The sequence below is a fragment of the Pseudomonas sp. CBS genome, assembly GCF_024734645.1.
In the GTDB taxonomy this organism is placed as follows: Bacteria; Pseudomonadota; Gammaproteobacteria; order Pseudomonadales; family Pseudomonadaceae; genus Aquipseudomonas.
Genome location: NZ_CP102929.1, coordinates 2,646,289 through 2,670,551 on the forward strand (window position 1 = coordinate 2,646,289; position 24,263 = coordinate 2,670,551).

Sequence of the window (24,263 nt, forward strand, 5' to 3'; positions counted from 1 at the left end):
AAGCCCCGCCAGATAAATCTGATCGGGGCTTCCTGACGTTTCGACCGCGTGGGCAGGAACGATTATGTGGTGTCCCAGGGCCGGTTCGAACGGCCAACCTTCCCCTTAGGAGGGGGATGCTCTATCCAATTGAGCTACTGGGACTAATGACAGCCAACCGGCAAGGAGCACGGCGACGGACGGCGTGCATGTTAACGGCGCAGGTCAATTTTGTCATGTCGTCCGTAGGCTTTTTGAGTGTAGGCCTACGCCCGTGACTTTAACCCGTATTCCACTCAACGATTACGGGCAGTTCGCCGCCATCGTGCAAAATGCACTCCCCCAAAATGCCATCATTGCAAATTGCAACATCAAGACAACACAGGTCACATATAACTATTTGATTTTAAAGGATTTATTATCAAATAAAGACTGGCACGACGCCTGCAATCCTTTATCCTACAAATACAGTCCGGCCCTGCCACCTGCGGAGTACATGCCAATGAACAGCGCACTTCTACTAGCCCTCAATACCGTTGCACTGGCTGCGTTGGTGATGTTCCATTTTCAATCCACCACCGCTGATGATGCCGCGCAGGTCAGCCAGGCGATCCCCCATCACCTGCAACAACGCCCGCAGCTGGCCGTCATGAAGCCGAACATGCAATCACCGCTGCAACTGACCCAGGGCACCCAGGCTGCCCCCGCTACTGAACACTGGGTTTTCTGAACTGCTTACCGGAGTATTCCATGACCAAATCCGCCTGGCTGTTTCTGACCCTGGCCCTGGCCGCCGTCGGTCTCGGCCTGAACGTGCTGTCGCAAGACGTACAGACCATCGCTTTCGTCGCTGCCGCTGTGTTCGGTAGCCTCTGGTTATTGGCAATCATCATTGGCCGACGCATCAAATTCGATCCCGTACTGCGCTGAATCCCCCCGCTCGTCGCCCTCTCTGTACAGGGTAGTCAACCTCAGGCTCACCCGTCCGAACGACTGACCATATGTCGCTCCGCCCTCGTAAATTGGCAATTTGCCACTAATCTTAAAGTTAAGGGCAAAAGGCCATATTGCTATAGGATGTGCGCCCGAAAAGCCTTTTGCGCCCAGGCCCTGCGGCCTCGACACCGATTTGGGTGCAACCGTGGAAAAGTTTTCCAACCAGTCCGCAAATTTTGAAATGAGTACTGGCATAAAGCCGGTAGCCGGTTCAATATTTGTCACAGAATTGACGCCAAGGAACTGGCAAAACTGAGGCATGATGCGGCCTCTTTGCAATTCAGGTTGAACATTTGGCAGCAAGTCTTGTCCTAACATGCATCTTGCGGCCAATTCCAAAAACCGCTCCCCTGAACTAACCGGTTAAATATATGCGCCCATTGAAACAGGCAATTTATTCCAGCCGTACGGCTGACAAGTTCGTCGTACGTCTGCCAGACGGAATGCGGGAACGCATTGCCGAGGTGGCTCGCAATCATCACCGCAGCATGAACTCCGAAATCATCGCACGCCTGGAACAAAGCCTGATTCAGGAAGGTGCGCTGGGCGACGAGCTGAGCATGCGCCTGGACAGCCCCGAGCTGTCACTGCACGAACGCGAACTGCTGCAGCGTTTTCGTCAGCTCTCCCACCGCCAGCAAAATGCTCTCGTCTCGCTTATCGCTCACGACGTTGAGGCAGCTGCAGAAGCCAACTGATTGGCAACCGAAAGCTGAAAGCCAGCCATGGGCTGGCTTTTTTTTGCCTGGGATTTGGTAAAGACAGGATCAAGGGGCAAAAGCCCCCTGACCGATAGAAGGGATCAAAGCAGGAAGATGGTTGCCAGGCCCAGGAAGATGAAGAAGCCGCCACTGTCGGTCATGGCAGTGATCATCACACTGGCGCCCATGGCCGGGTCCCGCCCAAGGCGCACCAGGGTCATTGGAATCAGAACCCCCATCAAGGCCGCCAGCAGCAGGTTGAGCGTCATGGCCGCGGTCATGACCACACCAAGGGACCAACTGCCATACAGCAGGTACGCCACGACGCCAATGACACCCCCCCACACCAGGCCGTTGATCAGCGCGACCGCAAGCTCCTTGCGCATCAAACGCTTACCGTGCCCGGTACCCACCTGATCCAGCGCCATGGCACGCACGATCATGGTAATGGTCTGGTTACCCGAGTTACCGCCAATCCCGGCCACGATCGGCATCAGCGCGGCCAAGGCCACCAGCTTCTCGATGGAGCCTTCAAACAGGCCAATAACCCTTGATGCAATGAACGCGGTAATCAAGTTAACCGCCAGCCAGGCCCAGCGGTTACGCAGGGACTTCCACACCGACGCAAAAATATCTTCTTCTTCCCGCAGACCGGCCATGTTGAGGACTTCGCTTTCGCTCTCCTCACGAATCAGGTCGACCATTTCATCGATGGTCAGACGGCCGATCAGCTTGCCGTTCTTGTCGACCACCGGGGCCGAGATCAAGTCATAACGCTCGAACGCCTGTGCAGCGTCGTAAGCGTCTTCGTCCGGATGGAAACTTACCGGGTCGTTGGCCATGACGTCCGCAACTTTCTTGTCCGGGTCATTGACCAGCAGGCGCTTGATCGGCAGCACGCCCTTGAGAATGCCTTCGTAATCGACCACGAACAGTTTGTCGGTATGCCCTGGCAGCTCCTTGAGGCGGCGCAGGTAACGCAGAACCACTTCCAGGCTGACGTCTTCGCGGATGGTGACCATCTCGAAGTCCATCAACGCACCGACCTGCTCCTCGTCGTAGGACAACGCCGAGCGCACACGCTCGCGTTGTTGGGCGTCGAGGGTTTCCATCAGCTCATGGACGACGTCACGCGGCAGCTCGGAAGCCAGGTCAGCGAGTTCGTCGGCATCCATGTCCTTGGCGGCAGCCAGGAGCTCGTGATCGTCCATGTCGGCGATCAGGGTTTCACGGACCGAGTCGGATACTTCGAGGAGGATGTCGCCGTCCCGGTCAGCCTTGACCAATTGCCAAAGCGTCAGACGGTCATTAAGCGGCAAGGCTTCGAGGATGTAGGCGACGTCGGCAGAGTGCAGGTCGTCGAGCTTGCGTTGCAGCTCGACAAGGTTTTGCCGGTGGACCAGGTTCTCGACCCGATCATGATTCGCGCCTTCCTGGCGATGCGTCAGGTCTTCGACCACACGCTGGCGCTGCAGCAGCTCGACGACTTGAGCCAGGCGATCCTGCAGGCTTTCTTGTGTTTTCTTTACTTCAACTTCGGTCATAGGCGAACTCCACTCCCAGCAGCGGGGCACGCCGGAAGGATCAATCAGTCAATTCATGATTGGTAAAACGGGGTACTGAGTAACTACTGGGTAAGTCCATGGAGGTGTTCCACAAGCCCCGGCGGGGCTGACGGGCGCAATGATACACCGGGCGGGCGCTTTTAACGTCAAAAAACTGGAAAGAACAAGCGCTTGCGACACAAAGCTGAGCATTGGCCACACATATGAACTGCGACGACGTAGCTTGAAAGGAAAACACATGGGCGGGAGAAAAAGGCGCCCCGGGAAATAAAAACCCCAGACGGCAAAAAGCCCGCACTAGGCGGGCTTTTTGTTGTTTGGTGCACTCGACAGGATTCGAACCTGTGACCGCTCGGTTCGTAGCCGAGTACTCTATCCAGCTGAGCTACGAGTGCAGATTGTGTTTTTAGACCAGATCACAACTGGTTGAAGCCAAGTTACCTGCATTGCTGCAACTAACTCTTAAATGGTGCACTCGACAGGATTCGAACCTGTGACCGCTCGGTTCGTAGCCGAGTACTCTATCCAGCTGAGCTACGAGTGCATTTGTTGCCGCGCATTATAGGCCGTTCAATCTCTATGTAAAGCTATTTTTTCGTTTAGTTTCAACAACTTAGCGAAAAAACCAGATTGCAACGTACTAAGCAAATAATGGCGGAGAACGGGGGATTCGAACCCCCGACACCCTTTTGAGGTGTACTCCCTTAGCAGGGGAGCGCCTTCGGCCACTCGGCCAGCTCTCCGCAACACGGGGCGTATATTAACCAGCTTCATCCCCGTTTGCAAACATAAAAAACGATAAAAATTAATGGCTTGGTTCTTCGTCCTTCTCTTTCTTGATCCGCAGGTAGATTTCCTCGCGGTGGACAGCCACCTCTTTCGGAGCGTTAACCCCGATACGCACTTGATTGCCTTTGACGCCGAGCACGGTCACGGTGATTTCGCCATCACCAATAATCAGGCTTTCTGCGCATCGACGAGTCAGAATCAACATACCTTTCTCCTCACGCATTTCATTTCGGGAACAACAGTCTGCAAAAAAAAGGCATTCGCCCTACAACCAAATGGCCGTAGCCCTACCGCCTAAGTATTGTCGAGCGCAGGCAAAAGAACAGGTCTTCACCACGCGCCCGGCAAAAAAATGAAAGGCGCGGATAACCGCGCCTTCCTGGCAACGCATCACTCGCCCTGTCGGGCCGGAGCGTCGAGCTCGAAAGCCGTATGCAATGCGCGTACAGCCAGCTCCAGGTACTTCTCTTCGATCACTACCGACACCTTGATTTCCGAGGTGGAGATCATCTGGATGTTGATGCTTTCCTTGGCCAGGGCTTCGAACATGCGGCTGGCAACGCCCGCATGGGAACGCATGCCCACGCCCACGATCGACACCTTGGCAATCTTGGTATCGCCGACCACTTCACGGGCGCCGATTTCCTTCGCGGTGTTCTGCAGGATACGCTCCGCCGCATCGTACTCGTTGCGGTGCACGGTGAAGGTGAAATCGGTGGTGTTATCGTGCGAAACGTTCTGCACGATCATGTCGACTTCGATGTTCGCGCCACTGATAGGGCCCAGAATCTTGAAAGCCACGCCCGGGGTGTCTGGCACGCCACGGATAGTCAGCTTGGCTTCATCACGGTTGAAAGCGATACCGGAAATGATCGGCTGTTCCATGGATTCCTCTTCATCAATAGTAATGAGGGTGCCCGGACCCTCCTTGAAGCTGTGCAGTACGCGCAGCGGAACGTTGTACTTGCCGGCAAACTCAACGGCACGGATCTGCAAGACCTTGGAACCGAGGCTGGCCATTTCCAGCATCTCTTCGAAGGTGATCTTGTCCAGGCGCTGGGCCACGGACACAACCCGCGGGTCGGTGGTGTAGACGCCATCCACATCGGTGTAGATCTGGCACTCGTCAGCCTTCAGGGCTGCCGCCAGGGCCACGCCGGTAGTGTCGGAACCGCCACGACCGAGGGTGGTGATGTTGCCGTGCTCGTCGACGCCCTGGAAACCGGCGACAACCACCACACGACCGGCCTTCAGGTCAGCGCGAATCTTCTGGTCATCAATCTGCAGGATGCGGGCTTTAGTGTGCGCGCTATCCGTAAGAATGCGGACCTGGTTGCCAGTGTAGGACACCGCCGGCACACCACGCTTGTTCAGCGCCATGGCCAGCAACGCGATGGTCACCTGCTCACCGGTGGAGATGATCACGTCCAGCTCACGGGGAACCGGTTGCTGATCGCCACTGATTTGCTTGGCCAGATCGATCAGGCGATTGGTCTCGCCGCTCATGGCCGAGAGCACCACCACCAGGTCATCGCCGGCATCGCGGAATTTCTTAACCTTGTCGGCGACCTGCTCGATTCTTTCGACAGAGCCGACCGAGGTGCCTCCAAATTTCTGTACGATCAAAGCCATTTCTAAGCCGCCTCAGCCCGTAAAGGGGCGCCTGTTATTCAATCAACCAGCACTGACTGAGCCCGCGACTAGACCACGGGCTCATTAACAGCGTCTTAAATACCTGCCTCGACAAACGGCACGGTCAGAGCCAGGGCCGCGTCCAGGGCGCCGGCGTCAACACCACCGCCTTGCGCCATGTCCGGACGACCACCGCCCTTCCCGCCCACTGCCGCGGCGGCTTGCTTCATCAAATCACCGGCCTTGAGTTGGCCAGTCAGGTCTTTGGTTACACCGGCAACCAGCACGACCTTCTCCTCATGGACACTGCCGAGCAGGATCACTGCGCGACCGAGCTTGTTCTTCAACTGATCGACCAAGGCCAACAACGCCTTGCCGTCCTGACCGTCCAGGCGCACGGCCAGTACTTTCACACCCTTGACGTCCAGGGCGGAAGCCGACAGATCGTCGCCCGCCGCGCTGGCCGCCTTGGCCTGCAACTGCTCCAGCTGTTTCTCCAGCTGACGGTTGCGCTCCAGTACGCCGGAGAGCTTGTCGATCAGGTTGTCGCGGCTGCCCTTGACCAGGCCGGCCGCTTCCTTGAGTTGTTCTTCTGCCGCATTGAGGTAGGCCAGGGCCGCAGCACCGGTGATCGCTTCAATACGACGCACGCCGGAAGCCACACCGCCTTCGCTGATGATCTTCAGCAGGCCGATGTCGCCGGTACGGCTGGCGTGGATACCGCCACACAGCTCCACCGAGAAGCTGCCGCCCATGCTCAGTACGCGCACTTCGTCGCCGTACTTCTCGCCAAACAGCGCCATGGCGCCTTTTTGCTTGGCGGTCTCGATGTCGGTTTCTTCGGTTTCCACCGGGGTGTTCTTGCGAATCTCGGCGTTGACGATGTCTTCCAGGGCCTTCAACTGCTCAGGCTTGATCGCCTCGAAATGACTGAAGTCAAAACGCAGGCGCTGGCTATCCACCAACGAACCCTTCTGCTGCACATGCTCACCCAGCACCTGACGCAACGCGGCGTGCAGCAAGTGAGTGGCCGAGTGGTTCAAAGCAGTTGCATGCCGTACGTCGGCATCTACCTGAGTGTCCACCGGCGCGCCGACGGTCAGGTTACCCAGCACCAGCACGCCGTGATGCAGGAACGCACCGCCGGTCTTGGTGGTGTCGCGCACTTCAAAACGACCGGAGGTGGAGCTCAGGAAACCGCAATCACCGACCTGGCCGCCGGATTCAGCGTAGAACGGGGTCTGATCCAGGACTACAACGCCCTCGTCACCTTCGTTCAGCACGTCGACCGACTTGCCGTCCTTATAGATAGCCACGATCTTGGCCGAGCCAACGGTGGCTTCATAACCAATGAACGAAGTCGCTACATCAACCTTTACCAGGGTGTTGTAGTCCAGGCCAAAGGAGCTGGCGGAACGGGCACGCACACGCTGGGCTTCCATCTCACGCTCAAACCCGGCTTCGTCGATGGTCAGCTCGCGTTCGCGGGCGATGTCGGCGGTCAGGTCCATCGGGAAACCGTAGGTGTCGTACAGCTTGAACACCACGTCGCCCGGCACCACGGTGCCTTTGAGCTCAGCCAGATCCTGCTCGAGGATCTTCAGGCCGTGCTCCAGGGTCTTGGAGAACTGCTCTTCTTCAGCCTTGAGCACGCGCTCGATGTTGGCTTGCTGCTGCTTGAGTTCCGGGAAGGCATCGCCCATCTCGGCCACCAGCGCGGCAACGATCTTGTAGAAGAAGCTGCCGGTGGCGCCCAGCTTGTTACCGTGACGGCAGGCGCGACGGATGATGCGGCGCAGCACATAGCCACGGCCTTCGTTCGACGGCAGCACGCCGTCGGCGATCAGGAAGCCGCAGGAACGGATGTGGTCCGACACCACCTTGAGCGACGACTGATTGTCGTTGGCACAGCCAATGGCCGCGGCCGAAGCGCTCAGCAAGTTGGTGAAAAGGTCGATCTCGTAGTTGGAATGAACGTGCTGCATCACCGCACTGATCCGCTCCAGGCCCATGCCGGTGTCCACCGACGGCGCTGGCAACGGGTGCAACACGCCATCGGCGGTGCGGTTGAACTGCATGAACACGTTGTTCCAGATTTCGATGTAACGGTCGCCGTCTTCTTCCGGCGAGCCCGGTGGGCCGCCCCAGATGTCGGCGCCGTGATCGTAGAAAATCTCGGTGCAAGGGCCGCACGGGCCGGTGTCGCCCATGGTCCAGAAGTTGTCGGAGGCGTAAGGCGCGCCCTTGTTGTCGCCGATGCGAATCATGCGCTCGGCCGGCACCCCGATCTGCTGGGTCCAGATGTCGTACGCTTCGTCATCGGTGGCGTAGACGGTGACCCAGAGTTTTTCCTTCGGCAGCTTCAGCACGCCGGTCAGGAAGGTCCAGGCGAAGGTGATCGCATCTTTTTTGAAATAGTCGCCGAAGCTGAAGTTACCCAGCATCTCGAAGAATGTGTGGTGGCGGGCGGTGTAGCCCACGTTTTCCAGGTCGCTGTTCTTGCCGCCGGCGCGTACGCACTTCTGGCTGCTGGTGGCGCGGGTGTAGGCGCGCTTTTCCTGGCCCAGGAAGCAGTCCTTGAACTGGTTCATCCCCGCGTTAGTGAACAGCAGGGTTGGGTCATTGCCTGGGATCAAGGAGCTGGAGGCGACACGGGTGTGACCTTGCTCTTCGAAGAAGCGAAGGAAGGCTTCACGGATTTCTGCGCTTTTCATTAGGTTCTTCCACGGAGGCTGCGGCCAAAGGCCAGTGCTAAACGTCATCAGACGGAGCGACGGCAAAGGGCCGCATTATATCGGCCCTTTGCCCGTGGTACAGCGTGTTTATGTGATAGAAACAGTCAATTAGACGGTCTGCACTGTCATTTCCGGGAAAACTCGACAAATGTTGCGAGTACTTGCTCGATCTGTGCCCGGCTGACATCCAGGTGAGTGACCAGGCGCAGACGCGGCGCGGCGCTCAACTTGATCCCGCGCTCGGCAGCAAACGCCTTCAAGGCCTGGGCCCGATCACCGATATCCACGTAGACCATATTGGTCTGCACCGGCTCCACCGTATAACCCACCTTGCGCAGTTCATCCCCCAGCCATTGGGCGTTGGCGTGGTCGTCGGCCAGGCGCTGCACCTGGTGATCCAGGGCGTACAGCCCCGCCGCCGCCAGCGAACCGGCCTGGCGCATGCCGCCACCGACCATCTTGCGCAAACGACGGGCCTTGGCGATCAATGCCGTGGAGCCGCACAACACCGAGCCGATGGGCGCGCCCAGGCCCTTGGACAGGCACACCGACACCGAATCGAAGTGCCGGGCGATCTCCCGTGCATCCACACCCAGCTTGACCGCCGCGTTGTAGAGCCGCGCGCCGTCCAGGTGCAAGGCCAGGCCGTGCTCCCGGGTAAAGGCTCGCGCGGCTGCCAGGTATTCAAGTGGCAGGACTTTGCCCTGCATGGTGTTTTCCAGCGCCAGCAGGCGGGTGCGGGCGAAGTGGAAGTCGTCCGGCTTGATTGCTGCCAGCACGTGCTCAAGGTTCAGGGAACCGTCGGCCTGCACCTCCAGGGGTTGTGGCTGGATCGAGCCGAGAACCGCCGCGCCGCCGCCTTCGTATTTGTAGGTGTGGGCCTGCTGACCGACGATGTATTCCTCGCCACGCTCGCAGTGCGCCATCAACGCCAGCAGGTTGCTCATGGTGCCGGTGGGCACGAACAACGCGGCGGCAAAACCCAGACGCTTGGCCAGTTCGGCTTCCAGATGATTGACGCTTGGGTCTTCGCCGTAGACGTCGTCGCCACTGGCGGCCGTCGCCATCGCCTCGAGCATGCCTGGGGTCGGTTGGGTCACTGTGTCGCTGCGCAGGTCAATCACGGTCATCAAACTAGCCTCTAGCGGATTGGAGCGTTTCTTGTGTTAACGATTACTGCGGGCAAACCCGCGGAATATCAAGCCCCGAGCTTGCACAATCGAATACCAACCAAACAAACCGATATAGGTTATCGATAAACCAACCGTGCAGTTTCTGAAAAACCATGATAAAAACTCTCCGCCGCCAGGGTTCTGGCGGCAACGTTCTCAGGGCGGGGTGTAATTCCCCACCGGCGGTAATTGCACGCAATGTGCATAGCCCGCGAGCGCTTGGCGCCTCGAACTGCCTCGGCAGGACGGCGACAAGGTCAGCAGACCCGGTGTGATCCCGGGGCCGACGGTCATAGTCCGGATGAAGAGAGAACGGGATTGGCACCTAAGGGCCGCGCTGACGTCATGTTCACATGAGCCAGCTGTGCGTACCCTTAAATCCCATTCGATTCATAACGCCCTGTTTTTTTCTTAAACAGGAGTCAGAACATGCAACCCACCGCAATCGACAGCAAAAGCAAAAACCATCACGGCGAGCGTGTCGCGTTTATCCAGGCCTGCTGGCACAAGGATATTGTCGACCAATCCCGTAAAGGTTTCCTCGCCGAAATGATCGCCCAGGGCTACCAGGAATCGGACATCGATTTCTTCGAAGTCGGCGGCGCTTTTGAACTGCCCCTGCACGCCAAGCTGCTGGCCAAGTCCGGCCGTTATGCCGGTATCGTCGCGGCCGCCCTGGTGGTGGACGGCGGGATCTACCGTCATGAGTTCGTGGCCCAGTCCGTGGTCAGCGGCCTGATGCAGGTTCAGCTGGAAACCGAAGTGCCGGTGTTCTCGGTATCCCTCACCCCGCACCACTTCCACGCGGGCAGCGAGCACCACACGTTCTTTTATGAGCACTTCGTGCACAAAGGCCAGGAAGCGGCACGCACCTGCGCCGACACCCTGCACAAGGTTCGCGCACTGCGTCGCAATGAGCCACGGGCGGTAGCGGTTTAAGCAACACCACAAAGCAAATGTGGGAGCGGGCTTGCTCGCGAAGGCGGAGTGTCAGTCAATACATGTCTGACTGATACACCGCCTTCGCGAGCAAGCCCGCTCCCACATTTGACCGAGTCAGTCTCGGGAGTCAGGCCAGGCCAGCATCCGTGGTCGGCACAATCAGTATCCCGGCTCGCAAGCCATTCTTGACCTTCGGGTTCGGGAAGATGATGCGTGCGCCCTCCTCCTCGATCACCCAGCGGGTCTTGGCAATGTCCTCGGCCAGCAGATAGCCCATCTCCAACTCCGAAAAGTTTTCCACGTCCGCCGGCAAATGCAGGACGAAGGTATCGCTGTGCTTGATCACTTCCCGGGAGACGCTGAACAGCTTCAAGCCGTCCAGGCTCTCGGTGGTCGGCTCGTTGCCTTCGATGATCTGCTTGAGACGGGTTTCCAGGCGCGATACGTCCACGCCCTGGTTATGCCCGAACGGCCGGGCCTTGCCCAACTCCAGCGTGAAGGACTCAGCCTCAAGCTGCTCGTAGGTAAACGCGGTGAAGGTGATCGATGTCTTGTTCTGCAACAGCACCGCTTCCATGCCGGCAGCTCGCAAGCGCGCCAGCTCATGGCGCGAATGCTGGCGACCGTCTTTCCACGGGTACAGCGCGAACTGCTCGATCTTCGAGCCACGGATGGCGGTGTGCAGGTCGTAGTGCAAACGGCTACGCCCCGGCACGCTGAAGAAAGTGCGGGCCAACTGCTCAAGCTCGGCGGCGCGCATGGCTTCGGGGCCGATGTTTTGTTCATGACGGCCATTGAACAGCCGGTTGACGTCCAGTTCGAGGTAACGCTCGCCGCGGCGCATGGCCTCGGGGTTACCGAACAGGAACAGAATACGGGTGCGGGGCTTGATCTCCCCACGGGCAATGCCTTGCAGCAAGCGGTCGGCCAATTCGATCGGCGCGGTTTCGTTGCCATGGATGCCGGACGACAGCAGCACGTCGCTGCCGTTGTCCCGCGCCTCAGGAGGCCGCACTTCCAGCGCGCCCTCACTGAGCCAGCGCAGTTGCACGCCATCGACAGTCAGTTGAATTTTTTGCGCCGGTTCGCGACCGGCGAGGGTCAGTTCAAGCAGTTTGCCGAGGGCGAGCATAAGCAGCTTCCTTAGTGGTTGCAGCCAGGACCGTGGACGTGATCGTCGTCATCACCTTCAACGTCGGCCGGTTCCATTTCCAGTTGCAGGCTCATCAGGTTGGTGGCCAATGGGCGCATCAGCAGGTTGGCGTATTCCGCGTCGCCTTCTTCCACGTCAACGCCGATCAGCAGCTGGCCACGGCCGTCGTGCTGGATCCAGATCTCCTTGCCCTGCCACACCACGGCAACGCGGGTGCAGGAGGTTTCCAGCTGGGTGCCGTCGGTGTCTTCAAGGATCAGTTTCAGGGTGTCGGTGGTCATAAATAGTTCTCAGCCGTGCGGCGTTAATTGATCTGGAAAGGATAAACCGAGCCCAGTTTAAGGATTTGCGTCAGTTCATCCAGTGCCGTCCGGCACTCAAGCAGCAATTGCGGGTCAGCCAGGTCGGTTTCCCGCAGGCTGTCGCGGTAGTGCTTGTCGACCCATTGGGTCAGGGTGTCGTACAACGGCGCCGTCATGATAACCCCTGGGTTGACCGCCGCCAGTTCGGTTTCATTCAGCGCTACACGCAAGCGCAGGCACGCCGGGCCACCGCCGTTCTGCATGCTTTGCTTGAGGTCGAAAACTTTGACTTCGCGGATCAGCCCGCCGGAAGACGTCAGGCCTTGCAGGTACTGCCAGACGCGTTCGTTGGCGCGGCATTCTTCCGGCACGATCAGCAGCATCGAACCGTCGGCGCGGCTCAGCAACTGGCTGTTGAACAGGTAGGAACGCACCGCATCTTCAACGCCGACCTGGGCACGGGGCACGCAGATCGACTGGAAATTGCCACCGAGCTTGCCGAGTTTGCCCTGCAATTCGCCGAGCATTTGATCGGTATTGAGGAACGCGTCCTCGTGATAGAACAGTACCTCGCCATTGCCCACCGCGATCACGTCGTTGTGGAACACACCGGCATCGATCACCGCCGGGTTCTGCTGGGCGTAGACCACGCCGTCATCCCGCAGGCCGTGCAGGCGCGCGACCGCCTGGGAGGCTTCGAGGGTCTGGCGCGCCGGGTACTTTTGCGGCGCCGGGTAGCGGGTGTCGAACGCACTGCGACCGAACACGAAAAACTCTACGCCCGCCTCGCCATAGTCACGGCAGAAACGCGTGTGGTTGGCCGCGCCTTCGTCACCGAACTGCGCCACGGCCGGTAATGCGGCGTGGTGGGCGAAGTGTTTGCCATCGGCAAACATCGCCCCCAGCACGCGGCTGGTGGTCGGGTGTTCGATGCTGCGGTGGTATTTGCAGTTGAGGTTGGCGGCGGTGAAATGCACGCGGCCATCGGCTGTGTCGGCGCTCGGGCTGACGGTGGCGGCATTGGCCACCCACATGCTCGACGCCGAGCAGCTGGCAACCAGCAGCGGCATGGCTTGCTTGGCGGCCTGTTGGATGACTTGTGCGTCGGTGCCGGCAAAACCGAGGCTGCGCAAGGCGGCCACATCCGGACGTTCCTGGGGCGCCAGCACACCTTGCACAAAGCCCATTTCCATCAGGGCTTTCATCTTCGCCAGGCCTTGCAGCGCCGCTTCCTTCGGGTTGGAGGACTGCTGGCTGTTGCTCTGGGACGCGACGTTGCCGTAGGACAAACCGCCGTAGTTATGGGTCGGCCCCACGAGACCGTCAAAATTGACTTCACAGGATTTCATCGGCGAGGCTCCACGAACATCTGTATTTTTATAGGCATCAAATTACTTGAACACACCACAAATCAAGTGTGGGAGCGGGCTTGCTCGCGAAAGCGGTGGTTCAGTCGCCTGAAATGTTGAATGACACACCGCCTTCGCGAGCAAGCCCGCTCCCACATTTAGATCAGCGTCACACCCGGAGTTAACGTCGCCGGTAGCACCAGGCTCGGGGTCTCAAGGGAGGCCACCGGGTACGCGCAATAATCCGCCGCGTAATAAGCGCTGGCGCGATGGTTGCCCGAAGCCCCTACCCCGCCAAACGGTGCGCTGCTCGCAGCCCCCGTCAGCTGTTTGTTCCAGTTGACGATCCCGGCACGGCTTTCCAGCCAGAACTGCTGGTAACGCGCTTCGGAATCCGACAGCAACCCGGCCGCCAAGCCGTATTGGGTGTTGTTGGCCTCGGCAATCGCCGCCTCGAAATCGGTGTAGCGGATCACTTGCAGCAGCGGGCCGAACAGCTCTTCGTCAGCGCGATCCGTCACCTCGCTCACATCGATAATCCCCGGCGTCAGCAGCGCAGCCTGGGCCTGGGGTTGAGTCATTTCCAACAGCGCCACGGCGCCATTGGCCAGCAGCAATTCCTGGGCATCCATCAACGCCTTGGCAGCACCGAGGGAAATCACCGAGCCCATGAACGGCGCCGGCGCTTGGTCAAATGCGCCGACTTCGATGGTCGAGCTCACCGCCACCAGGCGTGCGAGCAACGCATCGCCCCACGCGCCTTGCGGCACCAGCAGGCGACGGGCACAGGTGCAGCGCTGGCCGGCCGAGATAAACGCCGACTGGATAATGGTGTACACCGCCGCGTCCACGTCGGCCACTTCATCCACCACCAGCGGGTTGTTGCCGCCCATTTCCAGCGCGAGGATCTTGTCCGGGCGCCCGGCGAATTGCTGGTGCAGATGGTTGCCGGTACGGCTGGAGCCGGTGAAGAACAGACCGTCGATGCCCGGGTTGGCCGCCAGGGCGATCCCGGTTTCCCGCGCGCCTTGCAGCAGGTTCAACACGCCCGCCGGCAGGCCGGCGTCGATCCAGCATTGCACGGTCAACTCGGCGACTTTCGGGGTCAGTTCGCTCGGTTTGAACAGTACGGTGTTACCCGCCAGCAAGGCCGGTACGATGTGGCCGTTAGGCAGATGACCCGGGAAGTTGTAAGGGCCAAACACCGCCACCACACCGTGGGGCTTGTGGCGCAATACGGCAGTGGCGTCGCCCAATGGGCCGCTCTTTTCGCCGGTACGTTCGCGGTAGCTTTGCACCGAAATCGCGACCTTGTTGACCATGCTGGTGACTTCAGTCGCCGATTCCCACAATGGCTTGCCGGTTTCCTCACCGATGCAGCGGGCGAGTTCGTCGGCACGGCTTTTCAGGTTGGCGGCGAAGGCTTCCAGCACGCTCAGGCGTTCTTCCAGGGAACGCTTGGCCCAGGCTGGAAAGGCCTGGCGCGCGGCCTGAACGGCGGACTCGACCTGCTCGGTGGTAGCGCCATTACCCGACCACACGACCTGCTGGGTCACCGGGTTCAGCGACTCAAACACTTCACCCTGGCCAGCCAGCCACTCACCTGCGATGTATAGCGAATTCATTATTTCGACTCCCGGGCAGCGGACAACGGTACGGCGCGCACTTGATCACCGGCGATCAGTTGCAGGCGCTTGGCGGTCTGTTGATCGACCACCAGAGTGCCCGCAGCCAACCGCGCCGGTGCGGCGGTGATGCGGCAATCTTCACGTTTGCGGTTATGGATCAGGAACGGCGTGGCGTCGTCGCCCGGCGTACCAATCGCCAGCACCAGCGCTTCGCTGTCGCGCACGGCGCGGATCTTGGTGGTTTCACACTCCACCGCCGGGCCGGCGTCGAAGATGTCGACGTAGCCCTGGTAGCTGAAACCTTCGCTCTTGAGCATGCTCAGGGCCGGCTCGGTGTCGGTGTGGACCTTGCCGATCACGTTGCGCGCGTCTTCAGACAGGAAGCAGGTGTACAGCGGAAACTTCGGCATCAGCTCGGCGATAAACGCCTTGTTGCCCACGCCGGTAAGGTAGTCGGCCTGGCTGAATTCCATCTTGAAGAAGTGCCGGCCCAGACTTTCCCAGAACGGCGAGCGCCCGGCTTCGTCGGACATGCCGCGCATCTCGGCGATGATCTTGTTGCCGAACAGCTGCGGGAATTCGGCGATAAACAGCATGCGCGCCTTGGCCAGCATGCGACCGTTAAGGCCGTTGCGATAATCGGCGTGCAGGAACAACGAGCACAACTCGGAGTTGCCGGTCAGGTCGTTGGCCAGAAACAGCGTCGGGATTTCACGGTAGATGTTCAGCTCCTGGGAGGCGCTGACCGTCAGGCCGACCCGGAAGTTGTACCAGGGCTCACGCAGGCCGACGGCACCGGCGATGGCGGAAATCCCCACCACGCGACCTTCGTCGTTTTCCAGCACGAACAGGTAGTCCGCATCACCACGCCCGGCTTCGCCGCGAAAGGTCTTTTCAGCCCAGCCGACCCGGTGGGTCAGGCGCTCTTCGTTGGCCGGCAAGGTGGTGAGGCCGGTGCCGGTGCTGCGCGCCAGATCAATCAGGGCCGGTAAATCGCTGCTGCGTACGGGACGAACGATCATGCTATCTCCTCAAACGGGCCGCCTTGCAAGCCACCCGCGAAACTCATTCTTAAACCGCTACCAGTCGAACGCTGGCACCCTCGCCGACGCCCAGGGCTTCGGCGGTTTCCAGGTCCAGGGTCACTGGCTTGCCCGGTGCGTAGTCCAGTTCCAGCATCACCGCGCGGTAATCCTGCAACTGGCCGTTGCTCACCAGGTACTGGCGGCCGACACCCTTGACCATCTCACCGATCTTCACCGGCACCACACGGCTCTGGGCGATCGAGCGAATGCCCGAGACCCGCGCATGCAGGGTTGGGCCGCCGTCGAAGATGTCGATGTAATGGTCAGTCTCGAAGCCTTCGCGCATCAGGATGTCGAAGGTGATCTGCGCCCGTGGGTGCACCTGGCCCATGGCTTCCTGGGCGGCGTCCGGCAACAGCGGCACGTAGATCGGGTAATGCGGCATCAGTTCGGCGAGGAAGGTCCGGCTCTTCAACCCGCACAGGCGCTCGGCGGCGGCGTAGTTGAGGTCGAAGAAGTTGCGGCCGATGGCGTCCCAGAACGGCGAATCACCGTTCTCGTCGCTGTAGCCGACAATCTCGGTGACCACCGAATCGGCGAAGCGCTCCGGGTGGCCGGCCACGAACAGCAGACGGCCACGGGAGTTGAGTTCCGACCACGGCGAACCCACCAGCTCCGGCACCACGTAGAAACTGGTCAGCAGGCTATTGCCGGTGAGGTCATGGCACTGCGAGAGCACGTGGATCTTGTTGTGGATCTTCAGCTCGCGGGAAGCATGCACGAAGGTTTCGTTGCGAAAGCTGTAGAACGGTTCCGAGTAGCCCGCCGAAGCGACGATGGCCGAGCAGCCCACCAGCTTGCCGGCATCGGTGTCTTCAAGCACGAAGAAATAGCTTTCTTCGCCGTTGAAGCTGACCTCTGCGGCGAAGGACGCTTCGCTCGCGGCGATCTTGTCGCTCAGGCGTTCGACATCATCCGGCAAGGAGGTGACACCAATCGGGCTGTCCGCAGCCAGACGCTGTACCTCGCCCAGATCAGCCATTTGCGCGGGGCGCATCACCAGCATGGTGTCACTCCTTAACTCGAAAACTCACAGGAAAAAATGCCGGACACGATCTTGAAATCAGTGAGGTCAAGTGTGGGAGCGGGCTTGCTCGCGAAAGCGGTGTGTCATTCAACATTTCAGGTGACTGAGCCACTGCATTCGCGAGCAAGCCCGCTCCCACATTTGATCTTCACAGCTTCAACTAAAGAGTCCGGCATACAAAATTTGTGTTGGGCGCCCGACTCGCCGGGCACCCAACGGTCTATCAGGCTTGCGTCAGCTTTTTAACAGCACGTTCGAAGCGGTCCAGGCCTTCCTGGATATCGGCATCTTCCACCACCAGGCTCGGGGCGAAACGCACGACATCCGGGCCGGCTTGCAGGATCATCAAGCCTTCGCGCTCAGCGGCGTTGAAGATGTCCTTGGCCTTGCCTTTCCAGGCATCGCTCAGCACGCAACCGAGCAGCAGGCCCAGGCCACGCACTTCGGTGAAGATGCCGTATTGCTGGCCAATCTTCTCCAGACGGGAAACGAACAAGTCGTGCTTGGCGTTAACGCCAGCCAGCACTTCTGGCGTGTTGATCACGTCGATCACCGCTTCCGCCACCGCGCACGCCAGCGGGTTGCCGCCGTAGGTGGTGCCGTGGGTGCCGACCACCAGGTGCTTGGCCAGGTCTTCGCGGGTCAGCATGGCGGCAATCGGGAAACCGCCGCCCAGGCTCTTGGCGCTGGTGAGGATGTCCGGCACGACGCCGTAATGCTGATAGGCGAACAACTCGCCGCTGCGGCCCATGCCGGTTTGCACTTCGTCGAACACCAGCAGCGCGTTGTTCGCGTCGCACAGGTCGCGGGCACCTTGCAGGTACGACAGTTCTGCCGGCAATACGCCGCCTTCGCCCTGGATCGGCTCCAGCACCACAGCGCAGGTCTTGTCCGAAATGGCCGCTTTCAGCGCATCCAGATCGTTGTAAGGCACGTGAGTGATGCCGACGATCTTCGGACCGAAGCCGTCGGAATACTTCGACTGGCCACCCACGTTCACGGTGAACAGGGTGCGGCCGTGGAAGCTGTTCAGGGCGGCGATGATTTCGTATTTCTCGGTGCCGAAGCGGTCGAACGCGACACGACGGGCCAGCTTGAAGGCGGCCTCGTTGGCTTCGGCGCCGGAGTTGCAGAAAAACACACGCTCGGCAAACGTGGCGTCGATCAGCTTATGGGCCAGGCGCAGCGCCGGCTCATTGGTGAAGACGTTGGACACGTGCCACAGCTTGTTGGCCTGTTCGGTCAGTGCACCGACCAGCGCCGGGTGGGCGTGGCCCAATACGTTGACCGCGATGCCGCCGGCAAAGTCGATCAGCTCTCGGCCCGCCTGGTCCCATACGCGGGAACCTGCGCCACGCACGGGGATGAAAGCGGCAGGTGCGTAGTTGGGAACCATGACCTGGTCGAAATCGGCACGTTGCACCGGGGCTTGCTCAACGGACATCGGAGTCTCCTGAAGAGGAACGCCTGCCTGAAACTGGCGGGCGATGCAGGGATTGTAAGGACAGTTTTCAGCGCGGCCTTGCCGCCAAGCGACAACTTCTTATAGCGCCAACCCGCGATTTTCGCGGGTTTACGCCAATGCGACAAATAGCATCGCAATGGCGCAGTTTAAACCGCCCGAGCCGGTTTTGGGCGGTCGGCGAGGCACAACTATCTAATGCCGTCGCCGATGGCCGTTTTGTTCTGCTGTTGATCTCATCCGCGCACAGGAACAGCGCCATCGCCTGGAGATGCCGGCCGAGCACTGATGCCTAGCCGCGCTCGGACGGCACCGACGACAATTCGAACGGGCTGCTGCTGCGGCGCTGGTTGCGGTCTTCACGAGGGGTGGCGCCGAAGAAGTTGCGGTAGGCGCTGGAGAAGTGCGGCCCCGAGGAGAAGCCGCAGGACAGGCCGATCTGGATGATCGACTTGCTGGTTTGCATGAGCATCTGGCGGGCCTTGTTCAGGCGCAGTTCCAGGTAGTACTGGCTGGGGACGCGATTGAGGTATTGCTTGAAGATGCGCTCGAGCTGTCGTCGGGATACGCACACGTGCTGGGCGATTTCGTCGGTGGTCAGCGGTTCTTCAATATTGGCTTCCATCAGCAACACGGCCTGGGTCAGCTTTGGATGGCTGGAACCCAGGCGGTTTTGCAGCGGGATGCGCTGGCGCTCGCCGCCTTCGCGGATGCGCTCTACCACCAGTTCTTCCGAGACGGCACCGGCCAGTTCGGCGCCGTGGTCACGGGCCAGCACCGCCAGCAGCAGGTCGAGTACCGACATGCCACCGCAGGCGGTCAGGCGGTCACGGTCCCAGTCGAACAGATGGCTGGTGGCGATGACCTTGGGGAAACGCTCGGCGAAATCGTCCTGCCAGCGCCAGTGCACGGCGGCGCGATAGCCGTCGAGCAGACCGAGTTGGGCCAACGGATACACACCGGCCGACAGACCGCCGATCACGCAGCCGGCGCGCACCAGTTGCTTGAGGGCGGTGCTGAGCTGGGAGGCGATGACGGTCGGTGGTTCATCCGCCAGCAGGAACAGCTTTTGAAAGCCTTCCAGCTTGCCGGCCCAGGGTTCACCCGGCAGTTGCCAGGCACCGTCGATTGGCGGTTCGGCCTGCAAAAACGAGAGTTCGTACACCACGTCCGGATGCACCCGCTGAGCAACGCGCAAGGCCTCCTCAGCCAGCGCAAGCGTCAGTGCTTTAGTGCTGGGCCAAATCAGGAAACCAATTCGATGGGCAGTCATGGAGTGCTATCCGAAGCGAGTAACAGTAATGAAGACAAAGGCCAATGCTAGCCCGTAAACCAACACAAATCTCTAAAGCGGGTGAAGATCCAAATGTGGGAGCGGGCTTGCTCGCGAATGCGGTGGATCAGTCACCGGATGTATCAACTGATACACCGCTTTCGCGAGCAAGCCCGCTCCCACAGGGAATTGGGGCAACCTCAGGATTGTGAAGCTTGCACTAATTCAGTGCATAAAAGCAGTTCTGTTTACTTCAAGCTGCCGGAAAGAAACTGCTGCAAACGCTCGGACTGTGGGTTTACCAGCACTTCGCGCGGGTTGCCTCGTTCTTCAACGATGCCTTTGTGCAGGAACACCAGTTGGTTGGAGACTTCACGGGCAAAGCCCATTTCGTGGGTCACCACCACCATGGTCCGGCCTTCCTGGGCCAGGTCCTGCATTACCTTGAGCACTTCGCCCACCAGCTCCGGGTCGAGGGCCGAGGTGGGTTCGTCGAACAGCATCACCTCAGGCTCCATCGCCAGAGCACGGGCAATCGCCACGCGTTGCTGTTCACCACCGGACATGTGGCCAGGGAACGCATCCTTACGATGGCCCACACCGACTTTAGCCAGGTAGTGCTCGGCCTTTTCCCGGGCGTCTTTTTTCGACATGCCCAAGACGTGCACCGGTGCTTCCATGACGTTTTCCAGCGCGGTCATGTGGGACCACAGGTTGAAGTGCTGGAACACCATCGACAGTCGCGAACGCATGCGTTGCAGCTGTTTCGGGTCTGCAGCCTTCATGGCGCCGTCTTTGTTGGCCACCAGTTTCAGCTCTTCGTTATTGAGCAGAATCTTGCCGGCGTGGGGTTGCTCCAGCAGGTTGATGCAGCGCAAAAAGGTACTTTTGCCCGAGCCACTGGACCCGATGATGCTGATCACATCACCGGCCGCGGCGGCCAGGGACACACCTTTGAGCACTTCATGACTGCCATAGCGTTTATGCAGGTCTTGGACTTCAAGTTTGTACATGCGGTCGGTTCTCACAAAAACAGTTGGTCAGTCGTTGAGCAAGCGCCCGTGCCGCAGCGCTTCGCGCCCCGCCACCTTGGCCAGCCAGAAACCCGCTTGGGCATAACGTAGCCGTTCAACGGCAAACAACACCCCAGACGTGCCCGCGCAAACAATGCTCACGCGGTCGGACAAGGGATCGATCACTTCAAATATCGGGTCGCCGGCTTCGACTACGTCACCGGCTTTACGCAGGTAGCTGATCACGCCGGCGTGGGGCGCGAACAACAACTCGGTGCCTTCAAAGGGCAGGCCTTCGCAGGCTTCGTATTGCGGCGCGGGCCACTCACCACGGATCAGGCCTTGCTCGGCAAGGAATGCCAGGATGCCTTCGGCGTGGAAAATCGCCTCGTCACGACCGGTATCGGCCTGGCCGCCCAACTCCAAGGTCGTCGCCAGGCACGCCAGGGGAATCTGCGCCTCGGGGAACGCCCGAGACAGCCGCAGCCACGGCAGCGAACAGGCCTCGTCAAACGAACTGCCGCCGGAATCTTCCGCCAGCAGGCCGACCTTCACATTCAGATGCGCCGACAGCGAACGCCACTGCGGCCAGTGCTGCGGCAGCGCGTACATGTGCAACGCGGCCTCGGCATCGCAATGCAGGTCGAGGACCACGTCGGCGGTGCAGGCATGGCTCAGCAACACCCGCTGCATGCCTTGCAGTTGACTGCTCGGCTCCGGCAAGGCGTTCAGCGTGTCGCTCATGGCCTGGCGGATCAAGCGCACATTGGCGTGAGGATCATCCCCCAGCTTACCGTTGAGCAACTCGGTAACCGGCTCGCTCAACTCAACGAAATCACGGTTGAAATTCTTGCCGCTGCCGACCTCGAAGCGGCCCTGGTGGCTGCCTTGCAGCAACTGTCCCAGGCCCATCGGGTTAGCGACGGGGACCAGCTCGATCACGCCGTTGAGGGCGCCTTGCTGCTCCAGTTCCGTCAGGCGCTTTTTCAGCTCCCAGGCGGCGCGCATGCCGGGCAATTCATCGGCGTGCAGGCTGGCCTGGATATAGGCCTTGCGCTCGCCGCTGCCGAAACGGAACACCGTCAGCTGGCGTTCGCAGCCCAGGTGCCCCCAGGGCAACAGGTGATCGATACGTTCCATATCAATGCTTCCGTGGAGCCAGGTAGCTCAGCCAGCGGCCTTCGGCCAACTTGAACAGGCGCACCAGGATGAAGGTCAGGCACAGGTAGAACGCACCCGCCGTGATATAGGCTTCGAACGGCAAGTAGTACTGGGCGTTCACCGTGCGCGCGGCACCGGTGATGTCGATCAAGGTGACGATTGAGGCCAGGCTCGTGGTCTGGAGCATCATGATCACTTCGTTGCTGTACTGCGGCAGCGCGCGGCGCAGGGCCGATGGCAGCAGGATCCGGCGATACAGCTTGTAGCGCGACATGCCCATGGCCTTGGCCGCTTCGATCTCACCATGGGGCGTGGCCTTGAGGCTGCCGGCGATGATTTCAGCGGTGTAGGCGCTGGTGTTCACGGCAAACGCCAGGCACGCACAGAAGGTCGCGCTGGACAGCAGTGGCCACAGGAAGCTTTCGCGCACCGCTTCGAACTGGGCCAGGCCGTAGTAGATCAAAAACAGCTGCACCAGCATCGGCGTGCCGCGAATCACATAGGTGTAGAGCCAGGCAACACCGTTGATGATCGGTTGCTTGGACACGCGCATCAGGCCCAGGGGCAAGGCCGCGAGCAAACCGAAGAACAGCGAAATGGCCAGCAGTTTCAGGGTGGTCAGCAAGCCGCCGAGGTACAGCGGCATGGCCTCCCAGATGACGTTGTAGTCGAAGATCATAGATCAGCCGCCTTTACGCCTACCGAGTAGCGCTTCTCAAGATGACGCAGGGCCAGCAACGACACGCTGGTGATCACCAGGTACATCGCCGCCACTGCGAGGAAGAAGGTAAAAGGTTCGCGGGTGGCGTCTGCCGCCTGCTTGGCCTTGAACATCATGTCTTGCAGGCCCACCACCGAAATCAATGCGGTGGCCTTGGTCAGTACCAGCCAGTTGTTGGTAAACCCGGGGATCGCCAGCCGAATCATCTGCGGCACCATCACCCGGAAAAACACCTGGAACGGGCTCATGCCATACGCCAGGCCGGCCTCGGCCTGGCCCTTGGGAATGGCCATGAAGGCGCCACGGAAGGTTTCCGAAAGGTAGGCGCCAAAGATGAAACCCAGGGTGCCGATACCGGCGGCCAAGGGGTTCAAGTCAATGTAGTCGTTGTAGCCGAGCAACGGCGCAACGCGGTTAAGCAGGTCCTGACCGCCGTAGAAAATCAGCAGGATCAGCACCAGGTCGGGGATCCCGCGGATCACCGTGGAGTACAGGTCGCCCAGCCAGGCCAACCAGCGCACCGGCGAGAGGCGCAACGCGACCCCGATCAGACCCAGAACAATGGCCAAGGCCATGGACGACAAGGCGAGCTGAAGCGTCAACCATGCGCCATCGAGGATGACAGCCCCGTAGCCTTTCAACATGATTCAGGTCCTCGAAAAGGGGGATGAAAAAATGGCGCAAACTTCAGAGATCCTGGTGCTTGCGCCATTCTGGACAGACAGCTGCGACGGTTTACTTGGCTTCTGGGCCGTAAATGTCGAAGTTGAAGTACTTGTCCTGGATTGCCTTGTACTTGCCGTTGGCACGGATCGCGGCGATTGCAGCGTTGATGCGGTCCAGGTTTTCCTTGTCGCCTTTACGTACCGCGATGCCGATGCCGTCGCCGAAGTACTTGGCGTCGGTGAAGGCCGGGCCGGTGAACGCGTAGCCTTTACCGGCTGGCGTGTCGAGGAAGCCTTCCTGCAACAGGGTGGCGTCGGCCACGGTGCCATCAAGGCGACCGGCTTCTACGTCCAGGTAGATTTCGTTCTGCGAGCTGTAAGGAACAATGGTGGCGCCTTTGGGAGCCAGCACTTCCTTGGCGAAACGGTCGTGGATCGAACCGCGCTGCACGCCGATTTTCTTGCCTTTCAGTTCGTCCAGGCTGTCGCTGACGGCAGTGCCTTCCTTCAATACCAGACGAGCCGGGGTCAGGTAGTAGCGGTTGGTGAAGTCCACGGACTTCTTGCGATCGTCAGTGATGGACATCGAGGACAGGATGGCGTCGATCTTGCGCACTTTCAGCGCCGGGATCAGGCCGTCGAATTCCTGCTCGACCCACGTGCACTTGACCTGCATCTGCTCACACAAGGCGTTGCCGATGTCGTAGTCAAAACCGACGATGCTGCCGTCCGGTGCCTTGGAGGCAAACGGAGGGTAAGCCGCTTCAATACCAATCTTCAGTGGCTTGCCTTCGGCGAAAGCCTGCATGGACAGCACGGACAGCGCCAGGGCGCCCAACAGCACGAGTTTCTTCATCTTGGGACTCCATCGGTATAGGGCAAAACAGCAGTATGAGCCAGGGCCCACGATGCG

At 60.0% G+C, this 24,263-nt stretch carries 22 protein-coding genes, 4 tRNA genes and 1 riboswitch; of the genes, 4 read left to right on the forward strand and 22 right to left on the reverse strand.

What is annotated here, in order from left to right; translation table 11 throughout:
* Positions 1-67: 67 nt before the first annotated feature.
* Positions 68-144, reverse strand: a tRNA-Arg gene (locus tag NVB75_RS11865).
* Between the two features lie 337 nt (positions 145-481).
* On the opposite strand from NVB75_RS11865, the gene NVB75_RS11870 reads away from it, so the two are divergent.
* The 3 genes from NVB75_RS11870 (at position 482) to NVB75_RS11880 (ending at position 1,673) form a co-directional block, all read left to right on the forward strand.
* Positions 482-709: a hypothetical protein gene (locus tag NVB75_RS11870; protein ID WP_063027868.1), complete on the forward strand. Its 228-nt coding sequence runs from the start codon at positions 482-484 to the stop codon at positions 707-709.
* A 20-nt stretch (positions 710-729) separates the two neighbouring features.
* On the forward strand, positions 730-909 hold the full coding sequence (locus NVB75_RS11875; protein WP_258347253.1) for a PA3371 family protein: 180 nt from the start codon (positions 730-732) through the stop codon (positions 907-909).
* 437 nt (positions 910-1,346) lie between these two features.
* Entirely contained in the window at positions 1,347-1,673 is a 327-nt protein-coding gene (locus tag NVB75_RS11880) for an Arc family DNA-binding protein (RefSeq protein WP_003175643.1), read from the forward strand.
* Between the two features lie 104 nt (positions 1,674-1,777).
* Here the strand turns inward: NVB75_RS11880 and mgtE are convergent, their stop codons facing one another.
* The 8 genes from mgtE to ltaE all read right to left on the reverse strand — a co-directional run bounded on the left by mgtE (position 1,778) and on the right by ltaE (position 9,527).
* Entirely contained in the window at positions 1,778-3,220 is a 1,443-nt protein-coding gene (gene mgtE / locus NVB75_RS11885; RefSeq protein ID WP_258347255.1) for a magnesium transporter, read from the reverse strand.
* A 339-nt stretch (positions 3,221-3,559) separates the two neighbouring features.
* A tRNA-Arg gene (locus tag NVB75_RS11890) sits at positions 3,560-3,636 on the reverse strand.
* A 72-nt stretch (positions 3,637-3,708) separates the two neighbouring features.
* A tRNA-Arg gene (locus tag NVB75_RS11895) sits at positions 3,709-3,785 on the reverse strand.
* 108 nt (positions 3,786-3,893) lie between these two features.
* Positions 3,894-3,984: transfer RNA gene (locus NVB75_RS11900), tRNA-Ser, on the reverse strand.
* A gap of 62 nt (positions 3,985-4,046) precedes the next feature.
* The gene (gene csrA / locus NVB75_RS11905; RefSeq protein WP_002554426.1) at positions 4,047-4,235 is read right to left on the reverse strand and encodes a carbon storage regulator CsrA; all 189 of its coding nucleotides are present in this window, start codon (positions 4,233-4,235) and stop codon (positions 4,047-4,049) included.
* 185 nt (positions 4,236-4,420) lie between these two features.
* Positions 4,421-5,662 (reverse strand): aspartate kinase, encoded by a 1,242-nt coding sequence (locus NVB75_RS11910; RefSeq protein WP_003214308.1) that lies wholly within the window; start codon positions 5,660-5,662, stop codon positions 4,421-4,423.
* A 95-nt stretch (positions 5,663-5,757) separates the two neighbouring features.
* Positions 5,758-8,376 carry an alanine--tRNA ligase gene (gene alaS, locus NVB75_RS11915; RefSeq protein ID WP_258347256.1) on the reverse strand — a complete coding sequence of 873 codons (2,619 nt, stop codon included), beginning with the start codon at positions 8,374-8,376 and terminating at the stop codon, positions 5,758-5,760.
* Between the two features lie 146 nt (positions 8,377-8,522).
* Positions 8,523-9,527 carry a low-specificity L-threonine aldolase gene (ltaE, locus tag NVB75_RS11920; RefSeq protein WP_258347257.1) on the reverse strand — a complete coding sequence of 335 codons (1,005 nt, stop codon included), beginning with the start codon at positions 9,525-9,527 and terminating at the stop codon, positions 8,523-8,525.
* 190 nt (positions 9,528-9,717) lie between these two features.
* Positions 9,718-9,887: riboswitch (FMN riboswitch) on the forward strand.
* A gap of 111 nt (positions 9,888-9,998) precedes the next feature.
* Between ltaE and NVB75_RS11925 the strand changes: the two genes are divergently transcribed.
* Positions 9,999-10,508, forward strand: a complete 510-nt coding sequence (locus tag NVB75_RS11925) for a 6,7-dimethyl-8-ribityllumazine synthase (protein WP_017475890.1) — start codon at positions 9,999-10,001, stop codon at positions 10,506-10,508.
* 130 nt (positions 10,509-10,638) lie between these two features.
* On the opposite strand, the gene astE is transcribed toward NVB75_RS11925, so the two are convergent.
* The 13 genes from astE to NVB75_RS11990 all read right to left on the reverse strand — a co-directional run bounded on the left by astE (position 10,639) and on the right by NVB75_RS11990 (position 24,206).
* Positions 10,639-11,643, reverse strand: a complete 1,005-nt coding sequence (gene astE, locus NVB75_RS11930; protein ID WP_258347258.1) for a succinylglutamate desuccinylase — start codon at positions 11,641-11,643, stop codon at positions 10,639-10,641.
* Between the two features lie 11 nt (positions 11,644-11,654).
* Positions 11,655-11,945, reverse strand: a complete 291-nt coding sequence (locus NVB75_RS11935) for a hypothetical protein (RefSeq protein WP_003214319.1) — start codon at positions 11,943-11,945, stop codon at positions 11,655-11,657.
* 23 nt (positions 11,946-11,968) lie between these two features.
* Positions 11,969-13,315, reverse strand: a complete 1,347-nt coding sequence (gene astB / locus NVB75_RS11940; RefSeq protein ID WP_258347259.1) for an N-succinylarginine dihydrolase — start codon at positions 13,313-13,315, stop codon at positions 11,969-11,971.
* 158 nt (positions 13,316-13,473) lie between these two features.
* Positions 13,474-14,943: a succinylglutamate-semialdehyde dehydrogenase gene (gene astD, locus NVB75_RS11945; protein ID WP_258348585.1), complete on the reverse strand. Its 1,470-nt coding sequence runs from the start codon at positions 14,941-14,943 to the stop codon at positions 13,474-13,476.
* The gene (astA, locus tag NVB75_RS11950; protein WP_003214325.1) at positions 14,940-15,965 is read right to left on the reverse strand and encodes an arginine N-succinyltransferase; all 1,026 of its coding nucleotides are present in this window, start codon (positions 15,963-15,965) and stop codon (positions 14,940-14,942) included. The genes astD and astA overlap by 4 nt, the downstream gene beginning before the upstream one ends.
* A 49-nt stretch (positions 15,966-16,014) precedes the next feature.
* On the reverse strand, positions 16,015-17,034 hold the full coding sequence (aruF, locus tag NVB75_RS11955) for an arginine/ornithine succinyltransferase subunit alpha (protein WP_063027854.1): 1,020 nt from the start codon (positions 17,032-17,034) through the stop codon (positions 16,015-16,017).
* 244 nt (positions 17,035-17,278) lie between these two features.
* Complete coding sequence (locus NVB75_RS11960) at positions 17,279-18,499, reverse strand: aspartate aminotransferase family protein (RefSeq protein WP_088426877.1); 1,221 nt, start codon at positions 18,497-18,499, stop codon at positions 17,279-17,281.
* A 310-nt stretch (positions 18,500-18,809) separates the two neighbouring features.
* Positions 18,810-19,790, reverse strand: coding sequence for a GlxA family transcriptional regulator (locus tag NVB75_RS11965; RefSeq protein ID WP_003214334.1), 981 nt, complete (start codon positions 19,788-19,790; stop codon positions 18,810-18,812).
* A gap of 248 nt (positions 19,791-20,038) precedes the next feature.
* Positions 20,039-20,803, reverse strand: coding sequence for an ABC transporter ATP-binding protein (locus NVB75_RS11970; protein ID WP_003214336.1), 765 nt, complete (start codon positions 20,801-20,803; stop codon positions 20,039-20,041).
* Positions 20,804-20,830: 27 nt separating this feature from the next.
* Positions 20,831-21,943, reverse strand: coding sequence for a succinylglutamate desuccinylase/aspartoacylase family protein (locus NVB75_RS11975; RefSeq protein ID WP_258347260.1), 1,113 nt, complete (start codon positions 21,941-21,943; stop codon positions 20,831-20,833).
* 1 nt (position 21,944) lies between these two features.
* Entirely contained in the window at positions 21,945-22,643 is a 699-nt protein-coding gene (locus NVB75_RS11980) for an ABC transporter permease (protein ID WP_218263297.1), read from the reverse strand.
* Complete coding sequence (locus tag NVB75_RS11985) at positions 22,640-23,329, reverse strand: ABC transporter permease (protein ID WP_003214341.1); 690 nt, start codon at positions 23,327-23,329, stop codon at positions 22,640-22,642. Before NVB75_RS11985 ends, NVB75_RS11980 begins: the two co-directional genes overlap by 4 nt.
* A 91-nt stretch (positions 23,330-23,420) precedes the next feature.
* Positions 23,421-24,206: an ABC transporter substrate-binding protein gene (locus tag NVB75_RS11990; RefSeq protein ID WP_003214343.1), complete on the reverse strand. Its 786-nt coding sequence runs from the start codon at positions 24,204-24,206 to the stop codon at positions 23,421-23,423.
* Positions 24,207-24,263: the final 57 nt, after the last annotated feature.